This window comes from Altererythrobacter sp. H2 (genome assembly GCF_035319885.1).
GTDB lineage: Bacteria > Pseudomonadota > Alphaproteobacteria > Sphingomonadales > Sphingomonadaceae > 34-65-8.
Genome location: NZ_CP141285.1, coordinates 1408327 through 1428779, shown reverse-complemented (window position 1 = coordinate 1428779; position 20453 = coordinate 1408327). Strand labels below are relative to the sequence as shown.

The 20453-nt window shown below is 63.0% G+C and carries 22 protein-coding genes; 4 read left to right on the top strand and 18 right to left on the bottom strand.

Annotated elements, in window-relative coordinates; genetic code table 11:
• Nucleotides 1-463: 463 nt before the first annotated feature.
• Together pssA and U4960_RS07290 are read right to left on the bottom strand one after the other, a co-directional pair.
• Nucleotides 464-1291 carry a CDP-diacylglycerol--serine O-phosphatidyltransferase gene (gene pssA, locus U4960_RS07295; RefSeq protein WP_324262877.1) on the bottom strand — a complete coding sequence of 276 codons (828 nt, stop codon included), beginning with the start codon at nucleotides 1289-1291 and terminating at the stop codon, nucleotides 464-466.
• Nucleotides 1288-2037, bottom strand: coding sequence for a phosphatidylserine decarboxylase (locus U4960_RS07290; protein ID WP_324262876.1), 750 nt, complete (start codon nucleotides 2035-2037; stop codon nucleotides 1288-1290). Before U4960_RS07290 ends, pssA begins: the two co-directional genes overlap by 4 nt.
• Before the next feature lie 117 nt (nucleotides 2038-2154).
• Between U4960_RS07290 and U4960_RS07285 the strand changes: the two genes are divergently transcribed.
• On the top strand, nucleotides 2155-3222 hold the full coding sequence (locus U4960_RS07285; RefSeq protein WP_324262875.1) for a phosphatase PAP2 family protein: 1068 nt from the start codon (nucleotides 2155-2157) through the stop codon (nucleotides 3220-3222).
• Here U4960_RS07285 and U4960_RS07280 read toward each other — a convergent pair.
• Nucleotides 3183-4325, bottom strand: a complete 1143-nt coding sequence (locus U4960_RS07280; protein WP_324262874.1) for a beta-ketoacyl-ACP synthase III — start codon at nucleotides 4323-4325, stop codon at nucleotides 3183-3185. The two genes, U4960_RS07285 and U4960_RS07280, sit on opposite strands and share 40 nt — an antisense overlap.
• A gap of 288 nt (nucleotides 4326-4613) precedes the next feature.
• On the opposite strand from U4960_RS07280, the gene U4960_RS07275 reads away from it, so the two are divergent.
• Genes U4960_RS07275 through U4960_RS07265 form a run of 3 tightly spaced genes read left to right on the top strand, consistent with a single transcriptional unit; the run spans nucleotide 4614 to nucleotide 8830 of the window.
• Nucleotides 4614-5333: a response regulator transcription factor gene (locus U4960_RS07275; protein WP_324262873.1), complete on the top strand. Its 720-nt coding sequence runs from the start codon at nucleotides 4614-4616 to the stop codon at nucleotides 5331-5333.
• A complete protein-coding gene (locus tag U4960_RS07270) occupies nucleotides 5323-6639 on the top strand; it encodes a FecR domain-containing protein (RefSeq protein WP_324262872.1) in 1317 nt (438 codons plus the stop codon). The genes U4960_RS07275 and U4960_RS07270 overlap by 11 nt, the downstream gene beginning before the upstream one ends.
• Nucleotides 6614-8830, top strand: coding sequence for a CHASE2 domain-containing protein (locus U4960_RS07265; protein ID WP_324262871.1), 2217 nt, complete (start codon nucleotides 6614-6616; stop codon nucleotides 8828-8830). The genes U4960_RS07270 and U4960_RS07265 overlap by 26 nt, the downstream gene beginning before the upstream one ends.
• Here U4960_RS07265 and U4960_RS07260 read toward each other — a convergent pair.
• From U4960_RS07260 to U4960_RS07190, 15 genes are all read right to left on the bottom strand, one after another.
• Nucleotides 8822-9307 (bottom strand): hypothetical protein, encoded by a 486-nt coding sequence (locus U4960_RS07260; RefSeq protein WP_324262870.1) that lies wholly within the window; start codon nucleotides 9305-9307, stop codon nucleotides 8822-8824. The genes U4960_RS07265 and U4960_RS07260 overlap by 9 nt on opposite strands.
• 374 nt (nucleotides 9308-9681) lie before the next feature.
• Nucleotides 9682-9876: a helix-turn-helix domain-containing protein gene (locus U4960_RS07255; protein WP_041384254.1), complete on the bottom strand. Its 195-nt coding sequence runs from the start codon at nucleotides 9874-9876 to the stop codon at nucleotides 9682-9684.
• Nucleotides 9873-10079, bottom strand: coding sequence for a helix-turn-helix transcriptional regulator (locus U4960_RS07250; RefSeq protein ID WP_011536543.1), 207 nt, complete (start codon nucleotides 10077-10079; stop codon nucleotides 9873-9875). Before U4960_RS07250 ends, U4960_RS07255 begins: the two co-directional genes overlap by 4 nt.
• A 484-nt stretch (nucleotides 10080-10563) precedes the next feature.
• The gene (hypB, locus tag U4960_RS07245) at nucleotides 10564-11475 is read right to left on the bottom strand and encodes a hydrogenase nickel incorporation protein HypB (RefSeq protein WP_011536541.1); all 912 of its coding nucleotides are present in this window, start codon (nucleotides 11473-11475) and stop codon (nucleotides 10564-10566) included.
• On the bottom strand, nucleotides 11475-11717 hold the full coding sequence (locus U4960_RS07240) for a hydrogenase maturation nickel metallochaperone HypA (protein WP_011536540.1): 243 nt from the start codon (nucleotides 11715-11717) through the stop codon (nucleotides 11475-11477). The genes hypB and U4960_RS07240 overlap by 1 nt, the downstream gene beginning before the upstream one ends.
• Nucleotides 11717-12436, bottom strand: coding sequence for a high frequency lysogenization protein HflD (locus tag U4960_RS07235; RefSeq protein ID WP_011536539.1), 720 nt, complete (start codon nucleotides 12434-12436; stop codon nucleotides 11717-11719). The genes U4960_RS07240 and U4960_RS07235 overlap by 1 nt, the downstream gene beginning before the upstream one ends.
• A 15-nt stretch (nucleotides 12437-12451) precedes the next feature.
• A complete protein-coding gene (hypE, locus tag U4960_RS07230; protein ID WP_011536538.1) occupies nucleotides 12452-13501 on the bottom strand; it encodes a hydrogenase expression/formation protein HypE in 1050 nt (349 codons plus the stop codon).
• Nucleotides 13498-14631 carry a hydrogenase formation protein HypD gene (gene hypD / locus U4960_RS07225; RefSeq protein WP_011536537.1) on the bottom strand — a complete coding sequence of 378 codons (1134 nt, stop codon included), beginning with the start codon at nucleotides 14629-14631 and terminating at the stop codon, nucleotides 13498-13500. Before hypD ends, hypE begins: the two co-directional genes overlap by 4 nt.
• Nucleotides 14628-15188, bottom strand: a complete 561-nt coding sequence (locus tag U4960_RS07220) for a D-sedoheptulose-7-phosphate isomerase (RefSeq protein ID WP_230962336.1) — start codon at nucleotides 15186-15188, stop codon at nucleotides 14628-14630. Before U4960_RS07220 ends, hypD begins: the two co-directional genes overlap by 4 nt.
• A gap of 119 nt (nucleotides 15189-15307) precedes the next feature.
• Complete coding sequence (locus tag U4960_RS07215) at nucleotides 15308-15604, bottom strand: HypC/HybG/HupF family hydrogenase formation chaperone (protein ID WP_011536535.1); 297 nt, start codon at nucleotides 15602-15604, stop codon at nucleotides 15308-15310.
• Nucleotides 15595-17976, bottom strand: a complete 2382-nt coding sequence (gene hypF, locus U4960_RS07210) for a carbamoyltransferase HypF (protein ID WP_011536534.1) — start codon at nucleotides 17974-17976, stop codon at nucleotides 15595-15597. The genes U4960_RS07215 and hypF overlap by 10 nt, the downstream gene beginning before the upstream one ends.
• Complete coding sequence (locus tag U4960_RS07205) at nucleotides 17958-19136, bottom strand: NHL repeat containing protein (RefSeq protein ID WP_041384250.1); 1179 nt, start codon at nucleotides 19134-19136, stop codon at nucleotides 17958-17960. Before U4960_RS07205 ends, hypF begins: the two co-directional genes overlap by 19 nt.
• Nucleotides 19133-19999 carry a NifU family protein gene (locus tag U4960_RS07200; RefSeq protein WP_041384249.1) on the bottom strand — a complete coding sequence of 289 codons (867 nt, stop codon included), beginning with the start codon at nucleotides 19997-19999 and terminating at the stop codon, nucleotides 19133-19135. Before U4960_RS07200 ends, U4960_RS07205 begins: the two co-directional genes overlap by 4 nt.
• Nucleotides 20000-20003: 4 nt before the next feature.
• Nucleotides 20004-20225: a hypothetical protein gene (locus tag U4960_RS07195; RefSeq protein WP_041384247.1), complete on the bottom strand. Its 222-nt coding sequence runs from the start codon at nucleotides 20223-20225 to the stop codon at nucleotides 20004-20006.
• Between the two features lie 11 nt (nucleotides 20226-20236).
• Entirely contained in the window at nucleotides 20237-20443 is a 207-nt protein-coding gene (locus U4960_RS07190) for a hypothetical protein (RefSeq protein WP_196490157.1), read from the bottom strand.
• Between the last annotated feature and the right edge of the window lie 10 nt (nucleotides 20444-20453).

Here is a 20453-nt window from a genome sequence, read left to right as displayed (position 1 = left end):
TATGAGCGTTGCCCATGTGGATTTTCGCCACCCGCCCATGCCGGAATGGCAGGGGAATCGCGGCGAAGGCGGCCTCATAGCGGTGGTCGGCGGGAAAATCCACCCTCAATCGGCCGCAGCAAATGAAGGATCTGGCGCAGAAAGCGCTTGACTCGCTAGAACAAAAAGAGAACATTGCCTTCACCAGCGGAACGGAACGTCTCCGCTGGCCGTTTTCAACCCGATATCCACAGGCTGTCAACAGGCTTGCGGGAAACCGATTGAGGAAGAGAAGCGATGATTGCTCTTGTTCTGAACGCCCTGTTTGCCGTGTGCGCCCTGGCCAGTCTCCTGGTAATTGCGGACAGCGCGATGCGCGGGGTTTTCGCGTGGCGCCGGATTCAGCGTGAGCTACGGGTGCTGTCGGGTGAATGCGCTGCCAGCGTGCGAGGCGGCACGACCCGGAGCGCAAGCCCCGCCTGTATCAGGGCGCGGGATTGGCAGCCATACGCTCGCCGCGCTGCTGCCTGAACCGGATATAGCGCCACGCCGCGTAAGGCATCAGCCCCAGATAGAGAACGCAGATCGCGACCAGCGACCACCAGGGTTCCAGCAAAAGCGCCGCAAACAGCATCCCCACCAGTGCGATAAACGCCAGCCGCAAGCTGCGATGCGGCCGGATCAGGCCCCAGCTAAGCGTCGCCAGGTTTGAAATCATCAGCACTGCAATGGCGACAATCCAGATCGCATTGGCAAGCGGGTCGCGGAACATCTCGTTCCCGGTCGCCATCCACAGGTAGAATGGCAGGAAGGCCAGCCCTGCCCCCACCGGCGCCGGAATGCCGGTCAGGAACCCGGCCGACTTGTGCGGCTGTTCGTCCACGTCGATCTGCGCGTTGAAGCGGGCCAGCCGCAAGGCACAGCAGATCGCGAAGGCGAGCGCGGCGAACCAGCCAATGCTGGGCAAGTCCTGCAGAGTCCACAGATAGATAATCAGCGCCGGCGCCATCCCGAAGGACAGCGAATCGGCCAGGCTGTCCAGCTCCGCACCGAAGCGCGACTGGGCCTTGAGCAGCCGGGCAATCCGTCCGTCGATCCCGTCCAGCAAGCCGGCCAAGATGATTGCGAAGATCGCCAGCTTCCATTCGCCGCCAATCGCAAAGCGAATGCCGGTCAGGCCGGAACAGAGCGCAGCGGCAGTAATGGCGTTGGGAAGGACGGCCCGCAGGGTCAGCCCGCGTCCGCCGGCACGGGACTGGGGAAACTCGTCCTCGGCCGCCTTGGGACCGAGCCGCGGCCCCTCATCCGTCACTGCGACACGCCCTCAATCAGGCGCTGCTGGCCGATTTCCGCCAATACCGTTTCGCCGGCAATGACCTTCTGGCCCAACAGCACCCGCGAATCGGTGCCCGCGGGCAGGTAAACGTCGACCCGGCTGCCGAACCGGATCAGCCCGACCCGCTGGCCAACCGCGAGCAGGTCGCCCGGCTTGACGAACGGCACAATGCGACGCGCCACCAGGCCGGCAATCTGAGTGAAACCGATCATCACGCCGTCGGTCCGCTCAACCAGGATATGCTGGCGTTCGTTCTCCTCGCTCGCCTTGTCGAGGTCGGCGTTCATGAACTTGCCGGGGATATAGACCAGCCGCCGCACCACGCCGCCAATCGGCGAACGGTTGATGTGGACATCGAACACGCTCATGAAAATCGAGATGCGGGTGACCGGTCCGGCGCCGAGCCCGGGCGCGCCCGAAGCGTCCTGTCCCTGTAGTTCGGCCGGCGGCTCAACCTGCATGATCAGCGAGACGAGCCCGTCTGCCGGGGAGACAATCGCCCGGTCATCCTGCGGAACCACGCGTTCCGGGTCGCGGAAGAACGCAAACACGCCGAGCGAGAGAAATGCAATCGGCCAGGCAATGGTTTCCCATGCCATGAATGCCGCGCCCAGACTGATCGCCACTGCGATCAATCCGAACTTGCGCCCTTCGGGGTGTATCGCGGGCCAGCTCCAGCTGGCGTCGCCCCGCCCCTTGTTGTCCATCAGTTCACCTGCCATGCGGCCTGACTTAGGCGTTCGGAGCGGCCCAAACAAGCGTAGGACTGCGGATATTGTCCCGTTATAGCCGGTCGCGTTAGGGTTTTGCTGACCATATCCGGTTAATCGCCGTAACCCATGCAGCTGCCGTTTTTTCCGTTTCCGCGCTGGTTGGGAGAGGTGCCCGTTATCGCGGTGGCCGGCGGCCTGTTCGCCCTGTGCACGGCCTTGCTGGCCAACCACGGCATCTGGCCCGATCCTGGCTCGATCCTCGGTAATCTGCGGCTCTACCTGCTCAGCGTGCTGGCAATCGGCTGCCTGGACGCCACGCGCACGCTCCTGCGTCAACGCCCCGCTTCCCCCACCGCGCACCTGCTGAGCCGCTATACATCGCCCGAGGCGCGGGCCTTTGCCGCCGGCGGCGCGCTCATGTTCGCGCTCTGCGTGGTGCTGATGCCCTACTTTTCAAAAATGAAGGCCGCGATTCCGCTGTTCAACAGCTATACGTGGGACGAGGCATTCATCGCCTGGGATCGGGGCCTGTTCTTCGGGTACGATGCGTGGGAAGTGCTCCAGCCGGTCCTGGGCTATCCGGTGGTGACCGCCACCCTCGCCTTTCTTTACCAGGCCTGGTTCCTGCTGCTCTACCCCGGCGTGCTGTGGTTCGCTTATGGCCAAATGGACGAGACCGTGCGGCGGCGGTTCTTCCTGTCCTATGTGCTCAGCTGGACCGTGGTCGGCGGCGCGATGGCGACCTGGCTCGCCTCGGTCGGCCCCTGCTTCATCGGGCCGCTGCTGGGTGACCGCACGTTTGATGCCCAGATGGCCTACCTCAATGCCGCCAACGAGCAGGTGCCGGTGATGACGCTGAAAGTGCAGGGAATGCTGCTGGACTGGTTTCATGCCGATGCCAACGGGCTTGGCAGCGGGATAACCGCCATGCCCAGCATGCACGTGGCCATCGCCTTCCTGTTCTGGCTGGCGACCCGCCACGCCGCCCCGCGCGCAGCACGCTGGTTCGGACTGTTCTTTGCGGTGACGTGGATCAGCTCGGTCCACCTGGCTTACCATTACGCGGTAGACGGACTGGTCTCGGTAATCGCCGTGGCCGCCATCTGGCGCCTTTCAGCAGTTGTCATAACTGCCTGGGACGCCATCCTTGCGCGTCAGGCCACCTTGCGCACGAACACCGTACCGGCCGAATAACCCGCCCCGAAGCTGCAGATCAGGCCGGTATCACCGGCCGCCAGATCCGCGCTGTGCTGGTGGAAGGCAATGATCGAGCCCGCACTTGAGGTGTTGCCGTAGGTATCGAGCACGGTCGGGCTTTCGTCCTCGCTCGCCTCGTGCCCCAGCACCCGGTGCGAAATCAGCCGGTTCATGCCCGCATTGGCCTGGTGCAGCCACAAGCGGCGCAGGCTGTGCGGCTCGATACCCAGCCGTGCTGCCTCGTCCACGATCATCTGCGCGACCATCGGCACCACTTCCTTGAATACCTTGCGCCCTTCCTGGACGAACAGCTTGTCGGGCGTGCCTTCGGTCTCGGGCGTGGCGCGGTTGAGGAAGCCGAAGTTGTTGCGGATGTTGTTGGAGAACACCGTCTTCAGCTTGGTGCCGATAATGTCCCAGTGCTGCGCGGGCGCAATGGCCGCGTCTTCCACCAGCACGGCGGTGGCCACGTCACCAAAGATGAAGTGGCTGTCCCGGTCGCGCCAGTTGAGGTGGCCGGAGGTGATTTCCGGGCTGACCACCAGCACCGAACGGGCATGGCCGGCCCGGATATAGTCCGCCGCAGTCTGGATACCGAAGGTCGCGGATGAGCAGGCGACATTCATGTCAAAGCCGAATCCGTCGATGCCGAGCGCCTGCTGGATCTCGATTGCCATGGCCGGATAAGCGCGCTGCATGTTCGATGCGGCACACAGCACGGCGTCCACCTGGGCTGCATCGCGGCCCGCCCTTGCCAGCGCGTCGCGCGCCGCAGCGACGCCGATCTCGGCGAGGATCGAAATCTCCTCGTTCGACCGCTCACGCCAGCGCGGCGCCATGATTTCGGGATCGAGGATGGGTTCCTTTGCCATGACGTGGCGCGACTTGATCCCGCTCGCTTTCTCAATGAATTCCACCGAGCTGGGCTGGAGCGCGGCCACCTCGCCCGCTTCGATTTCGGCCGCATGGGCGGCGTTGAACCGCTCGACATAGGCGTTGAAGCTGGCAACCAGCTCGGCATTGGAAATGCTTTCCTCAGGCGTGTAGAGCCCGGTGGAGGAAATGACGGGGCGACCGGTCAGAGGAGTGTCATCGTGCATGGCGCGAGGGATTAGTCGCCTCGCCAAACTTGGGCAAGCTGTTCGCGAGCGCCCGTGCCGGTCTCAGCATGGCAGCGGGGCAAAGCACATGACGGCGGTGAAGCCGCCATGTGCCCTGCGACCCTGTGGGAAGCGCTCGCGCTCTGTGCGACCAGAAGGACCCCAGCGCTTTCCGGCCGCCGCCCTAGCCGTTTTCCGCCAATCCGTTTGTAAATTGATGTAAAGCGCACTCGTGCATGGCACCGCGGTCGTGCAATTGCGCACGGCGGTGAAAGGGCTACCGGCGGAATGGAAGTCAGTATGCGCATTGCCGTTGCAGACGATGACCGTGATTCCCGGGAGTTCGTTTCCGGACTGCTCACCAGGGCGGGTTACAACTGCGCCTGCTTTGCCGACGGGCGGGACCTTGTCGCCCATCTGCGGCGCGAAACCTACGACCTCCTGCTGCTGGACTGGAACATGCCCGGGATGACCGCGATCGACGTGATCGACTGGGTCCGCCAGACCATGGCCGAGCCGCCGAAAATCATCGTCCTGACCAGCCGCTCGGCCGAGCAGGACATTATCGAGGCACTGGATCGGGGCGCGGATGATTTTATCACCAAGCCTTCTGGGCCAGGCGTGATCCGGGCCCGGGTTGCGGCCAACCTTCGCAAAGCGGCCGCAGGCGAGGGCGAGGGCCGCCTGACAGTTTACGGCCGGTATTGCTTCGATGCGCTCGAAGAAACTGCCCGTTTCGACGGCCAGACCGTCAAGCTGACGGCCAAGGAATTTGCCCTGGCCCTGCTATTGTTCGACAATCTCCGGCGGCCCCTGTCGCGCACCTACATTCTCCAGAGGATATGGAACAATTCAGCGGACCTCGCCACGCGGACTCTGGACATGCACGTATCGAGGCTCCGCACGAAGCTGTGCCTGCGCCCTCAGAACGGCTACCAGCTTCAGACAGTCTTCGGCTATGGCTACCGGCTTGATGCACACTGTGACGAGAACCCGGTTGCGGTCTGACCTTATCCTGATCGGCTCTGCCGCGCTCGGTCTTTCGCTTGCGCCCGCTGAGGCAAGCGACGGGGCATCATCGCGTGACGACGTGATCTACACGATCAAACCGGGCGACACGCTGATTGATATCGGCCGGAAATACCTCATCTCCCCTCAGGCTTACCGCGCCGTCCAGCGGCACAATGCGATCCGGGACCCGTTGCGTCTTAGGCCGCAAACGCGGCTTGCCATTCCCGTGCAGTACCTCAAGGCGACCCTGCATGATGCCCAGGTCGTCGCCTTCAGGGGCACCGTGCAGGTGCTGCAAAAGGGCCAGGCCGCGCCCGTTCAACTGCAGATGCGGCTGGTCGAGGGCGCGACGATCGAGACCGGGAGTGACGGGTTCGTCACCCTGCAGCTGGCCAACGGATCGCGGATGTCGATGCCGTCAAATACCCGGCTTCGCATCGCCCGGATGCGCACTTACCGGATCAATCGCGGCGCCGACCTCGATTTCCAGGTCGAACGCGGCCGCGTGGAGACGAAGGCCGCACCGCTGGACAACCCGGCCAGCCGCTTCCGGATCCGCACCCCGGTAGCGGTCACAGCCGTGCGCGGCACCGTTTTCCGGGTGGGCTATTCGGGGCCGGGTGCGCCGTCGACTTCGGAAGTGGTCGAAGGAAAGGTGTCGGTCGATCACAGCGTCGTGCCCGCACAGGTGGATCTTGCCACCGGGTTCGGCGCTGCCGCCTCGCAGGATGGTGCGCTTGAGCGGGAAGAACTGCTGCCCGCACCAATGCTGGCGGGTTCGGCCAAACTGCAGCGTGACCCGGAGCTCACCTTCGCGCTGGTCCCGAGTGACGCGGCGCGCGGCTATCAGGTCCAGATCGCGCGGGACGCAGGGTTTGTTGACGTGCTGGCTGAAGGGCGCTCGAACACCCCTTCCCTCACTTTCGCGGACCTGCCCAACGGCACCTATTTCCTCCGCGCCATGGCGATCGCGCCGAGCGGCCTGGTGGGTCTGGCAGAAACGCACGCCTTCCTGCGCAACCGGGAGTCGGCCAGCGCCGCTGCCCTCCCCGGCCCCGAGCGCGCCTTCCGCTTCGACTGGAACCTGGGCGACGCCGGCCCGCCCGCTTACCGCCTGCAGATTTTCGCGGCTCAGAACCAGGCCGTTCCGGTGGTCGACGAGCCGGGCCTTACCGCACCGGGAATGACCGTAACCGCCCTTCCCAACGGGAAATATACTTGGCGTGTCGGCCAGGTCAGGGTTATCGACGGCACGCCTGAGGAATACTGGACACCGCTTGAAAGCTTCAGCATCGATTTCTGACCGCGGCGTGCTCTCGCGCTGGCAACTGGTCGGGGAATTGTGCGCCGTTTTCCTGATTGCGGCCTCGCTTGCGCTTGGCTCTGCATTTTCATCCGGCGGGCAGCAAGCGAGCAATCTGCTGTTCGACCAGCAGGCAGCCTGGTCAGCGCCTGCGATCGACGATCGCATCCTGCTGGTCACGATTGACGAGCGCAGTCTGGAAAGGGTCGGCAACTGGCCCTGGCCGAGACCTGTCCACGCCGCACTGATCGACCGCCTCAGCCCGGCGCGCGCGATCGGTTACGACGTCCTGTTCAACGAACCGACCACCCTTGCAGACGACACCGCCCTCGCGGGTGCCATCGCCCGCAGCAGGCGCGTGACCCTGCCTCTCTATCTCCTGGCCCCGGGGGCCAACGGCCGAGCGTATGATCTGGAAGGACCGCTGCGAGCACTGGCGCAGGCAGCGCGCGCGGTCGGCCATGTCAACATCGAGGTCGATGACGATGGCCTGGTGCGGCGGGTTGCGCTCATGGCTGGCGGACAAGCGCACTTCACCGCCGCGCTGCTGCGCACCATCAAGGCTGACGGGCCTGCGAGCCGAGGCGACCTCGCCATACCCTACAATCCTGCCGGGGCCTTTCCGGCGGTCCCTGCGGCGAGCGTGCTTGCGGGAGAGGTGCCCGGAGCACTCCTGGAGGGCCGCATCGTGCTGGTAGGGGCGACCGCGGCAGGATTGGGGGATAGCCAGGCCGTGCCGGGACCTGCGGGCAGCATCATGCCAGGGGTGGAAATCCAGGCCAACGTGCTGAACGCCCTGCTCAGCGGCTACCGGCTGCGCGATCTTGGACCGGGCACGGCCGCTCTTGTGGCAGTGGCCGTGCTGCTGGCCCTGATGCTGGTCTTCTGGCAGGCATCGCCGTCGGCGGCGTTCTGGGTGACCATCGGCACCGGCGTTGCGGTGGCTGTGCTTTCGGCCCTCTCTCTCGCTGTCTGGCACGTGTGGCTGAGCCCCGTCCCGCTCGCCGCCGGGCTGGTTGCTGCCTACCCCTTGTGGAGCTGGCGGCGCCTGAGCGCCCTGAACCGCTATATCACCCGAGAAACGCGCGCCTTGGCGGCGGAAGCGGAACCGGGCTACACCCACACCCGATCACTGGCCGGGTTCGATGCAATCGCGCTCGCGGCCAGCCGGCTTCACTCCGTCATCGGGGAATTGCAGGACCGGCGTCGGTTCCTGTCTGACGTGATCGAAAGCTCGCCCGATGCCCTGGCGGTGGTTGACCAGGGCGGCATCGTCCGGATGGCCAACCGCACTGCCAAGGAAATCCTGGGGGAAGACGTCGTCGGGACAGCGTCAGCCGAGCTGTTCATGGGCCTTTCGCCCGAGGCTTCGACCGGCGCGGAGGAATTCAATCTCGGCGAAGGCAAGACATACCTGCTCAAGGCAGCTCCGCTGGCCGGGGCGGGCGACGAACACGGTGCCCGGATCATCCGCCTTGCCGACATAACCGCGCGCCGCACCGCGGAGCGAGACCGCGAGGAAATGCTCGAGTTCCTGTCGCACGATATGCGGGCCCCCCAGGCGGCCATCGTCAACCTGGCCGAGGGCGCGCGCGAAGAGCCGGTCTCGGCCAGCCTGCTACGCCAGATTTCCGACAATGCGCGGTTCTCACTGAAGCTGGCGGACGACTTCGTTCAGCTCGCCCGCCTTTCCGCGGCCACGCCCGATCTCGAGGCGGTCGATCTGGCAGCCCTGGCGGAGGAAGCGGCTGATCGCGCCTACGCGGCTGCCAAAGCGCAATCCGTTTCAATCGAGGTAATGTGCCCGGAGGCAATCCCGCTGGTGATGGCCGATCCATGGCTGGTAATCCGCGTGCTGGGCAACCTGCTGGACAATGCCGTCAAATTCTCGCCGCCGGGGGGCACGGTCACCTGCATGATCTCGCAGCAGGTCGACACGGGCGCCTGCGGCCACCCGATCACCTGCAGCATCGTCGATCAGGGACCCGGAATCCCGGCCGAACGACAGCAATCCCTGTTCGAGCGGTTTGCACCCGTCGATCGGACACGGGGGCCAAGCGCGGGGCTCGGCCTGGTGTTTGTCAGGAAAGCGATCGATGCGATGGGCGCGGCGATTGAATGCCGCACCGGGCCGGACGGCACAACATTCGAGCTCCGCTTCCCCGCAGAGGTCCAGCCCCCCTTATCGTAAGCCGGCGAGCGACTGCGTGACGAGCGAAGCCAGGTCCTTGTCCGATGGCGATCCGCACCGCTTTACTTCGGCCGAGCCACGATAGGTAACCGCTCCCGTCTGCGTTTCGACCTGCGCGATCACCAGCCGGTAAATCGAATCCTTGCACAAATCGACCCGTCGTTTGCCGGGCGTACTGGCAACCTGGGCCGCGCTGGCGCCCGCGTCGGACCGGACCGCCACGTCATTCGGCCGGCGGGAGAGTGCCAGCTCGATCCGGATCGGCGCGGCGGGGTCTATCTCGTAACCCCGTGCACTAAGAGCGAGGCGCGCTTGCGCATCCACCTTTGTCAGCAGGGGGTCGGCGACAGCCGGGGCGGCAAAGCCCACCTTGCGCGCTGGTCCGCTGTCGTCCGGCGCAGCCAGCCCGGGACCGGCAAGGCAGAGCGCCATGCCAGTCAGGCCGACACCGGCAATCCCTCGCCTGAGCCTGTGCACGCTTGCCCCCCTTCGCTTGCCGGTCAAGCTGACCCGCTCAATCGGCCTGAATGTGCCGCATTTAGGCTGAACCCGGCCAGCCGGTCAAACCATGACCTGCTGCAGAAAACCAGGTCCCGTCAGTAGCTGCTGGTGGGCGCGGCGGTGGTGGACAGGGCTTGAATCGAACCGAAAAAATAACCTTTTGATATCAATCCTGTTCTTGGAACAAACGCAGGCCTTCCCCCACACTCTCCCCCACATTTTCGTTCATTTAACGGTGGTTCTGTTCAGCGTTTTGACCGGAAAGCTGAATAAATGGGTGGTTCGTGCTGCGCCTGATCGCAACATAATGGTACGGTCTGACGCTGTCCAATTGCGAGTTAGCGGCCTGGTCAGTTCAATGCCCGATGCCGCTCCACCAACCTATGCAAACTGGCTGTCGTGATGCGCGTTGCCTTGCCAATCTTGATGGTTTCGAGCTCGCCACTGGAGATCAGTTCGTAGAGCTTTGTGCGCCCGACGCCGATCATGCGTGCGGCATCATTGACCCGGACGCAGATCGGCTCGACTGTTCGTTGACCGCTCATTCAGCCAGATCTTCTTCGCGGTAGTGAACGGGATCGGCGATCCAGCGATTTATAGCAGACTCATGCCAGCCCGCGCCGTGGACACTAATTTTCACCTGCGTCGGGAAAGTGCCCTCTGCGATCTTGCGATAGATGGTGGAGCGGGAGAGACCGGTTCGGTCGAGCACGGTCTTCAGTCGGATAATGCGTTCGGTATTGGACATTGGGCGTTCTCACTTTGACATTGGCAGCCCCTCTACGGAACATAGTGAGAACTTTTCGACGTAACGCAAGAGGTCGAACGAGCGGAAATTCAGACGCATCCTTAGCGATTTGAGTTACTTGAAAGGATTCTGGACGGTTAAAGACTTTGTAGGATAAACGACATCGCCAGCTTCAGTTCTGAACATTATTCTGCGTTGGCCTGATATTGAGCCAGCCTTGCGCGAATGAGCGCATGCGACGACGGATTCCTGTGCCACCGGTGCCGGATTTCGCGCGAATCGAATTCAGAATCCGCCGCAATGGCGACCGTTGCCGATTTCGAGTTTGCATAAAGCGAGAAATTCATTTCCTGCCTAACCTGGCCACCCGAAATGGCCGAATCTGGGCCGGTTTCGGACCGTCCGGTCTGTGCGCTAAAACTAAAGAAAGACGCCATTCCTCGATAGGGCAAGATGACGATCTTAATCCCGTGGGCAGTCCCGCCTAAATGAGGCACCCGCCATCTGCGGCTGCTGACGCCATTGCTCGCAGAAAATCGTACCACGCGTCCATCCCTTCACCGGTGCGGGCGGAAACCAGCAAGACGAGCGCATTGGGGTTTACTGCGGAGATGTTTGCACGGCATGCGGCCTCGTCGAATCCAACATGCGGGGCGAGGTCGATCTTGTTGATCAACACCAGCTCTGCTGCGCGGAACATGTGCGGGTATTTGAGTGGCTTGTCCTCGCCCTCCGGGGTGGAGATAACGGCGACCTTCATCCGTTCACCCAGATCGAACATCGCCGGACAAACAAGATTGCCGACATTCTCGATCAGCAGCAACGAGCCGGATTTCGGTGCGAGTTCTTCAACAGCGCGGGCAACCATATCGGCTTCGAGGTGACAGCCGGCCCCAGTGTTGATCTGGATTGCACGGGCCCCCGCTTCGCGAATGCGCGTGGCGTCATTGGCCGTCTGTTGATCACCCTCGATAACGGCAATCGGCAGACTTCCTTCCAGCGCCCGGATCGTGGTTTCGAGCAAGGTCGTCTTGCCAGCCCCTGGCGAACTGACGAGATTGAGCGCGACAACACCGCGCCCTTCGAACCAGCCCCGGTTGCGAGCCGCCTGGCGATCATTCCGGTCAAGCACGGCGGTTTCCAGTGATACACGCGCCGCTTGTTCGCCGTGGTGGTGATGGTCATGCCCGTGATCATGATGGTGGTGATGATGGTGCCCGTGTGAATGATCATGATCGTGTGAATGAGTGTGATCGTGGGAGTGGTCATGATCGTGGGAGTGGTCATGATCGTGGGAATGGTCATCGCCGCTGCGAAGCAGCACTCGCTTTCCGGTTTCCGGGTCAATCATCGCGATCTCGTTGTCAGGATCGGTGCATCCGCAGGTGCCGCACATCAGGCCATTTCCTCCATATCGAAATCCTTGATGATGAACTGGTCGGTCTCGCCTTCCAGAAATTCGAGTGCAGCCTTCTCGAGCAGCGTACCTTCGCTCGCCACCTCGAATGAAAATCGGATCGCCTCGCGCTCTACGCAGGCATAGGGGCCGACTGCCAGGCGCACACGCGACACCCGCCGACCCTGCGCGTGATCACCAACAATGGCGACAATATTCCGGGCAAGAGACAGCTCGTGCATCAGGCCGCCCCCAACACGCCAGACAGGTTGGCGTAGATCGTGTGCAATCCCAGGCCAAGTGCCAGCACAGCCAACGACAGATTCAGCGCTCGATGAAGTCGCAAGGCAACACGCTCTGCATAGCCAAGCGGCCAGGAGGCGATAAAGCTGAGCGCAGCCATTCCTGCAATTGAGCCAACTCCGAACAGCAGGACATAGATAACCGCCAGCAGAGGATCACCAACCGAAGCGACTGCCAGGGTAAGCAGGGCAGCCGATCCTGCCGCGCCATGCACCAGCCCGACAGCCAGCGCTTTCAAGGGAAACTTGTGGGGGTGAGAGTGTTCGTGGCGGCTCGCATCATGGGGCGCCCGTTCGCCAAGATGGCTGTGAGCATGAAAATGACGTTCGCCATCGGAATGATCGTGCAGGTGGAAATGCACCCGTGCCTTGCGCATCCGCCAAAGTACATCACCCCCCAGCAGAATCAGCATGAAGCCAACGGCGCTCTCCAGAAGGGCTGCCGTGCGGCCTGTCAATGCCATGCCCAGCAGGATCACTGCAGAACAGATCGCGAGCAGGGTGAGCGTATGCCCTAGCCCCCACGCAGCACCCCGCAGCACCATCGACCGGCGCGAATTCCGTCCCGTGGCCATGGCACCGACTGCGGCGAGGTGATCGGGTTCGAGCGCATGGCCCATTCCGGCAAGGAAACCCAGGGCGATCAACGAGAGTTGCATGGCAGGTCTTCTCCCTCAGCAGATACGCGGCAGTTGCTCGCCGACCAGCATGTCGACGATCCGGCTTCCGCCGAACAGGCTATGCATGACCACGCGCGGGCTGCGCATCTCTGCCGCGCGCCCGATAATGGCTGCATCGCGCCCTGCCTCGGTTGAGCGCATGGCTGCCAGCGCAGCTTCCGCCTGCTCCTCTGGAACGAACAGCACCAGCGCCCCTTCATTGGCGAGATAGAGTGGATCAAGCCCGAGCAGTTCGCACACGCCCTTGACCTCGGCCCTCATTGGCAATCTGGCCTCGTCGATCTCGATCCCGATGGCCGAGGCTTGCGATATTTCGTTGAGTGCGCTGGCCAGGCCTCCTCTGGTGGCATCCCGCGCACAGCGCACACCCGGTGCGGCTTCGATCACCGCTTCCATCAGGTGATTGAGCGGGCGGCAATCCGAACGAATATCCGCCTCGAAAGCCATGTCTCCACGCGCGGCCAGAATGGCGGCGCCATGATCACCCAATACACCGTTGACCAGCGCGACATCGCCCGCGCGAACTTTCTCCGCGGCAAGTTCGCGTCCAGCAGGGATGACTCCCACTCCGGAAGTGGTGACGAAAAGCGTATCGGCAGCACCGCGCTCAACCACCTTGGTATCGCCGGTCACGATCCGCACACCGGCCTCGTCGGCCGCCCTACGCATGGCCGCTGCCACGCGGCGTAGCAAGGCGACTTCGGTGCCTTCCTCAATGATAAAGGCCGCCGACAGCCACAGCGGTTGCGCGCCGCCGACGGTAAGGTCGTTAACTGTGCCGCAAACCGCAATCTTGCCGATATCGCCACCGGGGAACTCGAGCGGCTGCACTACGAAACTGTCCGTGGTGAAGGCCAGCCGGGCACCCTCCACGGCCAACATTTCGTGGCTCAACCGCGCCTGGTCTTCCAACCCGTCGGGTTCGAAAACCGAGGTAAACACATCCTCGATCAGATCCCGCATGGCCTTGCCGCCACCGCCATGCGCCAGCGTCACCCGCTCCGCTCGCAGCCGTCCGTTGCCAGTGGGAGTTACAGCGTTCATTGCGCTGGCTCCGGCACCGCATCGATCCCGCCATACTGATAATAGGCGGCACATGCTCCTTCAGACGAAACCATCAGGGCACCCATCGGTGTTTCCGGTGTGCACGACCGACCGAACAGCTTGCACTGCCATGGCTTGATCGCGCCTTTCAGCACTTCGCCGCACTGGCAAGCCTTGGGATCCGGAATGCTAGGCGATGCAACGGCAAATTTTCGCTCAGCATCCCAGGCCGCATAGGCCTCGCGAATCTGGACGCCAGAATGGTCAATCGAGCCCAGCCCGCGCCATTCGAAGAATTCCCGCAGTTCGAATACTTCCGTAACCGCAGCCAGCGAAGCTTCATTGCCATGGCGTGGCACAATCCGGTCATACTGGTTTTCGATCTCCGCCCGGCCTTCGGCCATCTGCCGAAGCACCATCCAAACCGAATGCAATACGTCGAGCGGTTCGAAGCCGGCGACCACCAGCGGACGGTGGTAGTCGCGTGCGATGAAGTCATAGGGATCAGTGCCGATGACCATCGAGACATGGCCCGGCCCGAGAAAGCCATCGATCCCCATATCGGGTGAATCGAGGATCGCCTTGATCGTGGGGATGATGGTGATGTGGTTGCAGAACAGCGAGAAATTGCCGATCCCTTCTGCCTGGGCCTGCAGGATTGTCAGGGCTGTGGAGGGCATCGTCGTCTCGAAGCCGAGGCCGAAGAAAACCACTTCGCGGTCCGGGTTCGCACGGGCCAGCGCGAGGGCATCGAGTGGTGAATAGACCATCCGCACATCGGCCCCTTCGGCCTTTGCGCCTAGCAGGCTGAGCCGCGATCCCGGCACGCGCATGGCATCACCAAACGTAGTGAAGATCACCTCCGGCTTCATAGCCAGTTCCACGCAATCATCGACCCGGCCCATCGGCAACACGCAAACCGGACAGCCCGGCCCATGGGCAAACTCGATTTCCGGCGGAAGCATCTTCTCGATGCCGTATCGGAAGATCGAATGCGTGTGGCCGCCGCACACTTCCATGATGACGACCGGGCGATCGCGCCCGGCCATGATCTGTGCAGTCAGGGCCTCGATTTCCTTGAGCAGGACACCGGCGCGAACCGGATCGCGGAATTCGTCGACATACTTCATGCGCCTGCCTCCAGCGGTGCGGCCCGGTCATTGGCTAGCAGCGTGTGGGTCAGGTCCCAGAGGATGTGATAGGCCGCGAGGTGGCATTCCTGCACCCGGTGGATCGAGCCTGTTGGGACCACCAGCAGATGATCCAGTCCGGCGCGGGCCATCTCGCCCCCGTCACCACCCGCCAGGCCGATCGTGGCAATGCCCATCTCCCGCGCCTTGGCAAAAGCCCGGATGAGGTTTGCGGAATTGCCGCTGGTCGAAAAGCCGATCAGGCAATCACCGTGCCGCCCGTGGGCAATCAGCGGACGCACGAACACATGGTCCTGTCCGACATCATTACCGACTGCCGTCAGCATCGCGACATCGGCCGCGAGGTTGATCGCACCCAGCGCCGGCCTTCCGGCGGTCACTGGATGGAGAAACTCCACCGCGACATGCGCGGCATCACAGCTCGATCCGCCATTGCCCATGGCCAGCAGGCGTCCGCCCTGGCGATAGCTTGCGGCCAGCGTGGTCGCGGCGGCGACCAGTTCGTCTGCCTGTTCTGCAAAAAACTTGCCGAACACCTCAGTGTGGTCCCGAGCCTTGCTTTCAACCGAATGGCGCAGGCTTTGCGCCGAGGCACGGAGCTGTTCGCCACCTCTGCGCATATGCGGATAAAGCGCATTCAAGGCAGGGCCAGTGGTCACCACTGCGCGTCTCCCAACGCGCGATCGCCGTCGCGCATGGCTGCAAGTTCCTGCTGCGCCTCTCCCAGCTCGGTCAGGATGCGCAGTGTTTCGGCCGCCTGATCCTCGTCAATCTTGCTCATGGCAAATCCGACATGGATCAGCACCCATGTGCCGATCAGGTCTTCGACACTGCCTTCGCCAATAACGCAGGCGAGGTTGACCGGGCGCCGCACGCCGGAGACATTGGCCACGCCCAGCTTGCGCCCGGCATCGGTGATCTCCACGATCTGCCCCGGAATACCTAAGCACATACTTCTCTCCCATTTTCGGTTTCCGCGGTCGCTTCGTGCAAATGGGCCATGGCCACAGCGGCCTGCCCCAAAGCCAGACCGCCATCATTGGCGGGCACTCTCGAGTGGCTGAGGACGTTGAGCCCCAGCTGTTCCAATCCTTCATGGACCAGGCGGAACAGCGTGGCGTTCTGGAAACAGCCGCCAGACAGGGCCACAGTATCAGGGCCATCGTCTGCGGTCAGGCGCTGCGCCATGGCCACAACAGACCGTGCGAGGCCGCGATGGAACCGCGCGCACATCACCCCAACCGGCGTATTCAGCAGCAGGTCACCCAGCATCGCCCGCCACACGGCGAGCGGTTCAACATAGGGAAGCCCACGCCCGCCCAGCAACGGAATGGAAAAAGGATAGGCCAGATCGTCCGGCTCATTCAGCGCCGCCGGATCGATTGCTGCTTCCAGCAACATGGCTGCCTGTCCTTCATATTCCTGCCGATCCCAGGCGAGACCGCAGATCGCCGCTGCGGCATCGAACAACCGCCCGCATGAGGAAGAAAGTGGGCTATTGGTGCCGCTGGCGATCATCGCATCGATCGTGGATCGCGGCATGGCGGAAAGGCGGGCAAACAATGGCAGGTCAGCGAAATTCATCGCGAATTCGGCCCAGCCCATCTGCGCCATCAAATGGGCATAGGCATTGCGCCAGGGTTCGCGGATCGCCGCAGTCCCACCCGGTAGTGCGACCGGCTTGAGCATCCCGGCACGACGGTATCCGCGATAATCGCAGATCAGGAACTCACCGCCCCAGATCGTGCCGTCATCACCCAGGCCCAGACCGTCAAGCGCAATTCCCAGTGCAGGGGCGGCATCGAGCGAGCGGCCGTTTTCGGCCAGACAGGCGGCGATATGGGCGTGGTGATGCTGTACCGCGATCACCGGTCGTCCATCCGCGATTTCGCGCCCATGCTTGGTCGAAAGATATTCGGGATGCGCGTCCACCGCGATTGCCGCTGGCTGATGGTCGTAGAGCTGGGTATAAAGATCGAGGTTGCGGCGCACATCATCTTCGGTGGCCGCATCCTCCAGATCGCCCATGTGCTGGCTCAGCACAGCTTCGCCATCGCGCACCAGACAGAAGCTGTTCTTGAGCTCCGCACCCATGGCCAGCAGCGAGAGGTCGCGCGGAAAGCCGGTGGGCAAGTCGATAGCTCTGGGGGCGTAGCCGCGCGCGCGGCGCAGCAGCCGGACCCGGCCCAGATCGACCCGCGTAACGCTGTCGTCGATCCGGTTGGCAATGTGCCGGTCGTGCATCAGCGCAAATTCGGCAATGCCTTCCAGTTCGGCACGGGCCTGCTCGTTAGAGGTACATTGCGGGCGGCCTGAGAGATTGCCCGAAGTCATCACCACCGGGCGCTTCATCCGCCGCAACAGCAGGTGATGCAGCGGGGTGTGAGGCAGCATGAAGCCGATCCGGTCCAGCCCCGGCGCCACCGCTTCAGCCAGCGGCTCCCCCGATGCGCGCAGCAACACGATCGGCGCTTCAGGCGATGCCAGCAGTTCGGCTTCCTGATCCGAGAATTCGGCATAACGGCGGATAACGTCCAGATCGCGCGCCATCAGGGCAAAGGCCTTGCCCCTGCGCCGTTTTCGCATACGCAGATCGGCCACCACCTCCGCGCGGGTGGCATCACAGGCGAGATGAAAGCCGCCAAGCCCCTTGATGGCGACGATATGCCCGTTCATCAGCATGCCGCCTGCGGCATCCACGTCGTCCATCATCGAAAAGGCTTCGTGATTAACAGTACCGGGGCCAAGGCGCTCGATCCATGCGCGCGGTCCGCAAACATGGCACGCGATAGGTTGGGCATGGAAGCGCCGGTCTGTCGGATCGGAATATTGCTCTCCGCATTCCGGGCACATCGCGAAACCTCTCATGGTCGTGCGGGCACGATCATAGGGGCCGGTCTCGATAATCGAGAAACGCGGCCCGCATTCGGTACAATTGGTAAAGGGGTAGCGATAGCGACGCTCGAAAGGATCGCGCACTTCTTCAAGGCAGGCGGAGCAGATTGCCGCATCGGGCGTTACAGCCCCGCGCATGCCGTCACCTTCCGATGCACCGATAACGAAGCTCTCGGGCCGCACAGCATCAATTGCCACGCGTTCTATCGCATCAATCCGCGCCAATGCAGGCAGCGCCGCGCGCAGTTCGCTTTCAAAGCGCGACACCGCTTCGCCCCAAAGGCGAATTTCAACCCCGCTGCTGGTGTTGCGCACATCACCGGTTAGCTCAAGCTCGCGTGCAACCCGCCATACAGTGGGCCGGAAGCCTACGCCCTGCACCTGGCCGCGTACCAAAAGGCGTTCGCCGGTCACCGCGCCAGATTCCACAAAAGGACGCGATTGTTGCCGCTATCGGCAACCGCCACCAGATCACCCAGCGCTGACAGGCCATAGGGCCAGCACAGGCTGTCTCGTTCGGGCATGCCCCAGCGATTGTCGCCCTTGCTGGCGAAGTCCGGCTGACCACAAAGCTGGTTCGCCGCAATGCCGGTGGCGCTGTCTGCCCAGCCGAGCAGACGCGAGTTCGCGGTATCGGCCACAATCAGCTGGCCACCGGCTTCAACCGTCGCATAGGGCATGTTCACACTGGCCGCGCTGGGATAGTAGGAGGACATATTGTGATCGCAATGTGCGGTGTCCCGCTGTCCCAGAATTGCGTCGCAAGGCGAGCCATTGTGCTCTGGAAATCCACGCCACAGCATCACACGGTTGTTGCCGCTGTCTGCCAGCGCGAGATGGCCATTCCACCAGCAGGCTCCATGCGGCCACCGCATCGACATCGCCGTGACTTCGCCGCCCGCGTTCTCGTCGCGCGTAGAGAAGTCATGCTGGCCCAGCACCAGATCGGCTGGCTGGCCGGTTTCTGAAGGATCGCTCCAAACGAGCAGGCGGCGGTTGCCGCTGTCGCATACGACCAGTCTGCCGGCCACTTCGGCCACGCCATAGGGCCAGTGCAGGCTGGCCGAGGTTGGACGGTCAGCGCCGCGATTGGCCAGAACGGATTCACTATCCTCCTGACCCAGCACCAGATCGGCTGGCTGGCCATTGCCTGTTGGCACTTCGCGCCAGATCAGCACGCGGTGGTTCCAGGCATCAGCCACGGCCAATCCGCCGCGCCATGCGCACAGGCCAGTCGGCACATTGAGCGTAGCAGGACCGGGAGGCCCCTTGGCGTTGCGGCCTTCGCGGCAGAAACTCGGTTGGCCGATCAGAATATCGGCAGGCTCATTGTCCGATTGTGGGATCTTTCGCCATCCCAGCAGCCGATGATGCCCGGTATCCGCGACCCACAATGTTCCATCAGGATGCAGGCAGACACCGCGCGGCCCGAACAGGCTTGCAGCGGCGGGAGATAGCGGCGTTGCAACGTCGCCCGGCGACCAGCCGAGTACCACGCGCGGCCCGCCTTCTTCCAGCAGCGGTGCCCCCGCGATTTGCGTCCCTTCGGCTTTGACCGGACGGAAGGAGGGCGCGAGCGATACTTTCATCGCGTCAGCCTCAGTTCGATGGCATCCCCTCGGACGCGTACGGCATGGGGTTGCAATTGCACTTCTGGTGCCGTCAGGCATTCACCGCTTTCGAGCGCATAACGGAAACCATGATGCGGGCAGGTGATGAAGCCATCGGCAATTTCCGCCTGGTCCATCGGCATGCCAAGATGCGCACAGGCGTTCTCGAAACAGGTAACCTTGTCCCCGAATCGCGAAAGCAGCAGCGAACGCCCTTCCAGCTCCAGGACAGAAGTCGTCCCGTCGGGCAATTCAGTTAGTTGCAGAGCATGGAGCCAGCCTTCATGCTCATGCGCGGCGAAGGGAGAAGTGAAATGCACCGTATCACCACCGCCGCCGCCCAGCCCCTTGGCCTGCTTGACTTCGCGGATTTCGGGCACTTGCTCTGTGATTGCTTTCTTTACCCCGGCATAGAAAGTCAGCGCCGAAGCGGGACATCCATCACAGGCCCCCAGAAAACGCACCACTGCCTTGTCGCCAGATACTTCGACCAGTTCGGCATCGCCGCCATGGCCGGCCAGCGTCGGGCGCACCGTGGCAAGCGCGGCATCGACCCGCTCGAACAGGCTGGCTTTGAGGATGCCATGGCGGCGGAGCACGCAATAGACCACCTCGTCCGCCGCCGCCTGACGCAAGGCCTCGGCTGCGCCGGGCAGCTCACGCAGCGAACGGATCAGGCGACGGAAGGCTTCGGCATTGAGCGCATCAAGCGCCGCTGCCCGTGCCTGCGCACCATTACGTGCACCTTCTTCCCAGTTCTCTGCCAGCGCTTCCAGCGCGGTCAGATCCCCCAGCAGGCGGGAAAGCGTTGGCTCGGGCCGCTGGGGATCCGCCTCTGACATCGGATCAGGCGTACTTGATGTTCCGGTAGAGGTAAGGCTGAAGCAAGCCGCCCACCAGGCCCCCGGCAATCGCCGCTACCCAAAGTGGTGCAACCATGCCAACCAATACAGTTGCAACGGTAGCTGCGGCAGCCCCGGTCACAAGTAGACGGATGGCGAGGGCCGTATCCTGGAACAGCTTGCCCTGAAAAAACAACTTGGTTGAACTGAAAACCATATCAAACATGGTAGTCTCCCTCAGGCCGATTGCATGAAAAACAGCACGGCGAGTCCCATGACTACACCGGGAACTCCGGCGAGCAGGCCGTATAGCCCGCCCAGTTGGGCTGCCAGTTGCTTGCCCAGCGCAGCCCCGCCAATCTTCAGGCCCGAGAGCGCGCCGCCGACAAGAGCCCCTGCTATTCCGGCCACCAGGGCCAGCAGTAAAATTACGAGCAAATTCACCTCCATTGTT